Genomic DNA, 5,076 nt, shown 5'->3' on the forward strand with positions numbered 1-5,076 from the left:
TGAGCGAGCCGGTGCCGGTGGTTCCTTTAATGCTGGTCTTGAATTCGGACAATTATTGACTGAAGTAGCAACGCTGTTTTTGGGAGGTGCTGGAGCAGCCAAGGAAGGTATACAGCTTGGCGAAAAGACAGTGATCAAGTTCAATGCTATGAAAGATTTTGCCCAATTTGCTTCCAAGAAAAATCTTGCCAAACTTGCAGCTCAAGGAGATCCTGACAAACTTGCGGCGAAGAAAGAACTAACCAAACTCGCTGCTAAAGAAAAAAAGAAGTGGTTAAAAAAGAAACCCACTAAATTTACCGATAGCAAATTTGGACAGACAAACAAAGTCTATCAGAGAGACGATTTATTTGATCCTAACAAAATGGTTAAATGGAGAGAAAACAAAAAAGACGTGTGGGGCACCAATGTTGAAAGAATGGAGGCAGGAAAAGCACCTATAGGACATGATGGCTGGCCTGTTGAATTGCATCATCTCTCGCAAACGCCTGAGGACGCCATAGCAGAAACTAGTAAGGAATTTCATCAAAAATATACTTCTGTGATTCATAATAATCCAAAAACACATCAATCGCTTATAGAGAGAAAAAAGTTTGATAAGTGGAGAGAAGAATATTGGAAGGAACGCGCTAAAGGGTATAGAGAACAAAAAAACAGTCATTTAGGAGGAATAATCGATATGAAATGGGGTATCATAGGTCTAGATTTTAACAGATGGGAACAGGAGCATCAGCAGTAATGCTCTAAGATTGATGAAAAGAGAAAAAACAGAGACTTATAAAATAATTGATGGAGAATAATTGATGAAAACCTATACCTTAGCTGATGTTGCAGTATTAATTGATAAAGTGAATAAGTATGATGATGATATTATCACTTTTGGTAGTGAAGATGATGAAGAGAACGAAACGGATGATCTACAGATTGAAAAGGCGGAGAAAACTCTCGGCTTACAATTCACATCCTCTTACAAAGTTTTTTTAAAAAAATATGGAGGAGGAGAAATTGGTGGTGAAGAAATTTTTAGCATTTATGGAGATGGTGGGGAAGGTATTCCTGCTGGTGATATTGTTTACCGAAACTTACTCAATAGAAAACATGGTTTTGCGACACCAGAACAGCTTATCGTTTGTGAGGCTGATTTTGATGAAACCTTTTATTTTGATTATACGCAGTTTCGGGATGGTGAATGCCCACTCTATGTCAGGCTAGCATTGGGCGATTGCGAATATTACGCGAGTAATTTTTATGAATTCCTTTGTAAAAGAATTATAGTACATGCGGGAGAAGATATACTTGATGGTGATCAACCGATTGAAAAGACTGAGAACACTCCCAGTCCACAACCTCTCCCTTTTTACAAGAGTTTTTGGAAAAAACTATGGAAGAGGTGAAATTGATAGAGGAAATATGGAGCGTTTATAACGCAAGTTTTGAGGATCATCCATGAAAACCTATACCTTAGATTATGTTGCACAATTGGTTGATAAGTGAGTCATGATGCAAACAAAAGATGTCACAGAGATTTTAAAAAGACTGGGCTGGGAGCCTTATCGTGATAACGTGGGGGATACTTTTGCGCATTATCATCTTCCTGACCGCATTATCGGTATTGGATATAGTGTAAAAAATTATGGAGAGAGAGGCAAAGAGTTTTTGCTTTCGGCTAATCTCACCACCGCTGCTTATTGCCTTGCTCGGGAATATTCTAGTGGTGAAAAATCACAGCGTAAATATGAAGATGAGCTATTTTATGCGAAGGAGAATTTTGGGGTTAGAGCTCCTGATCTTTCTGAAAGTCATATTGAGGAATCTTTAAACAAAGTAATTGCGTGGGCGAAAGCACAAGATATTGAAAAAAAGTTGTGCGAGGAAGCTGCTAATCATTCTGGCGCTGCACAAGCATTGCTTGGCGATATAGAGGCTTTAAGGTCTGATGAGCCTACACCCCAATTATTTGTTCCAGAATTTGCTGATTATAAAACAATGACGTCGGATGAGCGCCTTCTTCTCTTTGTGCAAGCTTATAAAAACGGAGAGTTAGACGATATTCTAACGCGCAAAAAGCCCAAACAGCGCTCGATAAGCCTTACAGCAGCAATGCGCATTCTTAAAACGCAAGGGTGGTCTGCCACAGAACCTGGAAAAATGTTTCTGTCTTTGCCAGATCGTTTTATTGGATTTGATTTTGGTTTTATACGCCTCCATGACAATTACAATGTCCGTCTTGAAGCTGAGATCTCTAACGAAGAGATTTCTGTAGCTTGCAAATATATTCATTATAGTGGGGAGTATCGATGCATATCACCTACAACTATTTATAATTCTTTTAACACGATTGGAGGGGGGATTTTTAGCGGTTTTGGTAAAGGGATTGATATTTGTGTGGAGACATTGAATGAGCAAGAGTTGACAAAAATCTCTGAGCGGGTGATACAGTGGGCACGCGCTCAAGATTTGCAAGCATCGATCGAAAGCAATACAGTTGTTCAAAAATATAGCTACAAGATAGACATAGTCTGGCATTTAGCTTGTTTAGCATTGACAGGTCGAATTGATGTCCTGAAATCCTATCAAGATTTTTTAGAAGCCGGTACGATTTCTGAACATTTAGAAGATCGTGAAGTGGAGAAGTATGTTAATCACGCCGTTCAATTTGCTGAAGAGCATTTGAAAATCCTTAATGATCGAAAAGCCATAGATGATCGTCTTAGTTTGCAAGATTTGTCGTTTCTTAATACAGTTTCTGAAGACTTAAAAAGGATGGACTGGACAGTTTATCGTGATAAAAACTACAATCGCAATGCTTATTTCATAAGTAAAGACCGTATCATTAATATGGTGTACGACCTTGATAAAGAAGAAGAAACAGCGCTTATTAGCTTCAAGGTTTCTCTTTCAACGCTTGGTTTTTCCACGGCTTATCGATCTATTTTCATTAGCGCTCCTCAATATATAGCTCTCAAAGAAGCAGAAGAAGTTTATACAGTTTCTAGTATTGAATTGGATGAAGGCAAGCTGAAGCAGATTTGTACAGATATGCTTGAATGGGCAGATCGGCAAAATGTCAATCAAATCATTTATGATTATGCCGCTTTATCTCCAGATAGTGAATATGATCTTGCGCGGTTTCATCTTATTGCGCTTATTCTGATTGGGGATGTTGAGAAGCTTAAATTTTATAAGGAAAGTTTGAAGGACCAAAACTTTTCAAGTTTGATAAGAGAAAACATAGCGCATATTATTGACAACGTTCTTAGGCTTGCACGGCGTTATCGGACGGGTTTTCCCAAAAACGCTCCAATTTTAAGCTTGGATCCACAAACAACACCTGTTGCTTCCAAAACTGTTGCTGTTGAAGTGACAGAGGAGGTAGAGGAAACGGATGATAGAGATGCTCCATTGACTATGGAAAGTGCAACAGCACTTTTAAAAAGCCTAGGTTGGTTAACCGAGAAAATCGATGAGAATGATCATATGGCAAGCTATCAATTGGCTGATCGTGAAGTAGACATTCTTTATAACGATGAAGTTGCTAAAGATTGTCCGCAATTTGATAGCGCCTTTTTGATTAGCACGGGCATTTTGGCTTCAGCTTGCAAATTCATTGATCCTAGCCACACGGAAGATTTTCCAGATATACAGCTTAATTTTGAAGCCAAGGGACTGGAAATCTTTGAACCAGAAGTCACTGCGGATCGTTTAACACAGGCGCTTGATGATGCGCTAGAATGGTCAGTAACGGCTATTGATCTTTCTGAAAGACTTCGCGCTGATTATGGCATTGCTCCTTGGCAACAGGATGCAACATCTAAGGCAAACAGTCCGGATTATGCTTTGCTTCATCTTGGCGCTCTTGCTTTGTTGGGTGATGTTGAAACCTTACAATCTTATCAGCAAAGTTTTGCAGTAGGAGATCATCTAGGCTTTGACGACAGCATCAACGAAACTCACCTTGAACGGGCAATAGCTTTAGCCAAAGAGGTGTCAAAAACCAAACAACTCAGCTACGCTTTGATTGAACAGGTGGCAAAAGATTTTGGTAATCACTCAGAGCTTTCTAGCGAGGAATAATCTCCTTCCAAAAGAGCGAGGTTATTCCTCGCTAGAAAGCTCTGAGTGATTGTCAAAATCCTTTGCTACGCGTTCAATTAAAGCGTAGCTGAGTTGTTTAATTGTTGACACCTCTTTGGCTAAAGCTATTGCCCGTTCAAGGTGAATTTCGTTGATGCTGTCGTCAAAGCCTAGATGATCTCCTACTGCAAAACTTTGCTGATAAGAATGCAAGGTCTCAACATCACCCAACAAAGCAAGAGTGCCAAGATGAAGCAAAGCATAATCCGTATCATCTCCCTTATCCGTTGCATCCTGTTGCCAAGGAGCTAGACCATAATCAGAGCGGAGTCTTTCAGAAAGGTCAATTTCTTTGGCTGCCCATTCTAGCGCATCATCAAGCGCCTGTGTTAAACGATCTACCGTGACTTCTGGTTCAAAGATTTCTAATCCCTTGGCTTCAAAATTCAGTTGTATATCTGGGATATCTTCCGTGTGGCTAGGATTAATGAATTTGCAAGCTGAAGCCAAAATGCCCGTGCTAATCAAAAAGGCGCTATCAAATTGCGGACAATCTTTAGCAATTTCGTCATTATAAAGAATGTCTACTTCACGATCCGCCAATTGATAGCTTGCTATATAGTCATCTTCATTGATTTTCTCAGTTGACCACCCTAAGCTTTTTAAAAGTTCATGAGCACTTTCCATGGTCAATGGAGCATCTTTATCATCTGTTTCAGCTACCTCTTCATTTTCACTAGCAGATGCTGTTTTGGAGGCACCAGATGCTGTTTGCGGTTCCAAGCTTAAAATCGGAGCATTTTTAGAAAAACCCGTTCGATAACCCCGTGCAAGAGTGAGGAGATTATCAACTCTATATTTTGAGATTTCTTCCACAAAACCTAAAGGATTTCCCTTTCTAAAACTCTCCTTATAAGATTTGAGCTTTTCAACATCCCCAATCAAAACAAGCGCAATAAGGTGACGCGCTACAAGATCAAGTTCACTGTCTGGGGAAAAAGC

General features: G+C 39.7%; 4 protein-coding genes. 3 read left to right on the top strand and 1 reads right to left on the bottom strand.

Going from position 1 to position 5,076, the window contains the following annotated elements:
• From PVV57_RS09530 to PVV57_RS09540, 3 genes are all read left to right on the top strand, one after another.
• The coding region (locus PVV57_RS09530) for an HNH/ENDO VII family nuclease (protein ID WP_273783971.1) at positions 1-739 on the top strand (739 nt) is incomplete at its 5' end.
• Between the two features lie 64 nt (positions 740-803).
• A complete protein-coding gene (locus tag PVV57_RS09535) occupies positions 804-1,394 on the top strand; it encodes an SMI1/KNR4 family protein (protein ID WP_273719492.1) in 591 nt (196 codons plus the stop codon).
• Positions 1,395-1,500: 106 nt separating this feature from the next.
• On the top strand, positions 1,501-4,074 hold the full coding sequence (locus tag PVV57_RS09540; RefSeq protein WP_273783972.1) for a DUF6990 domain-containing protein: 2,574 nt from the start codon (positions 1,501-1,503) through the stop codon (positions 4,072-4,074).
• Positions 4,075-4,095: 21 nt separating this feature from the next.
• Here PVV57_RS09540 and PVV57_RS09545 read toward each other — a convergent pair.
• Positions 4,096-5,076: DUF6990 domain-containing protein (locus tag PVV57_RS09545; protein WP_404977251.1), on the bottom strand; the 981-nt coding region annotated here is incomplete at its 5' end.

This window comes from Bartonella sp. AU15XJBT (assembly GCF_028618615.1).
In the GTDB taxonomy this organism is placed as follows: Bacteria; Pseudomonadota; Alphaproteobacteria; order Rhizobiales; family Rhizobiaceae; genus Bartonella.